The sequence below is a fragment of the Bradyrhizobium sp. UFLA05-153 genome, from assembly GCF_054185185.1.
In genome coordinates, this window is record NZ_JBBIAM010000333.1 from 1 (window position 1) to 855 (window position 855).

Below are 855 nucleotides of genomic sequence, written 5' to 3' on the forward strand. Positions count from 1 at the left end.
CCCCCGTGGTTACCAGCCGCCACAGCGCGATGAGCAGCTTGCGCGCTAGCGCCACGATCATGGTTTTGCGCGTGGTGCTGCGGCCGTCGGCGGTGCGCTCACGGAACCACTTTGCGAGCCGACTGTCCTTCTGAAAGATCAGAAAACGCCAGGCCAGTTGGATCATGCCGCGGCGGACACGGCCGTTGCCGGCGCGGGCCAGCCCCTTCTCGCGCCGGCGTTTACCGCTCTCGTCCGGCGCGCCGGTCAGCCCGGCATAGCGCGCGACAGCTCTGCGATCACGCAGATTGCGCGACAGCGCCTCATGCACCAGCATGTCGGCGGTCTCGATGGCGATGCCGAGGACCCTTGCGATCAAACGAACCATCGCATGGGGACCCGTTGCTGCGGCCGGCGCAGCGGCGAGACGCTGCAAACGTTCGCGTTCGATGGCACGGATCTGGTCACGCACCAGGCTCAGCCGTTCCAGATCGCGGCATAGCTCCGCATGGGTATTGTCCGGCAGCGGCGTTCCCTCTGCGGTACGCCGCGTCTGGAGCTTCTGCGCCGCCTTCCGCAGCCTCGGATTGAACCCGCCGATGCCGACCAGGGCGAGGACGGCTTTGACGCGGTTGACGATCCGCGTCTGGTCGCTGACCAGGCTCTGCCGCTCACGGCCCGGTCGCCGTGTGTCTTCCTGCGCCATGGTCGGGATCGCGACCATGCTGCAATGGCGCTTCTCGCCACGCAGCCAGCCGAGCAATGAGCGCATCAGCAGTTCCGTGTCGATCCGATCGCTCTTGGCGCGCCGGTGCTCGCGTGACACCGCGATGCTCGCCGCATGGACTGTCTCTTATACACATCTCCGAGCCCACG

Annotated in this window: 1 pseudogene; it reads right to left on the bottom strand. The window is 66.8% G+C overall.

The window, feature by feature from the left end:
- A pseudogene (locus Q2941_RS51735) lies at positions 1 to 826 on the bottom strand (transposase); the annotation flags it as partial.
- Positions 827 to 855: the final 29 nt, after the last annotated feature.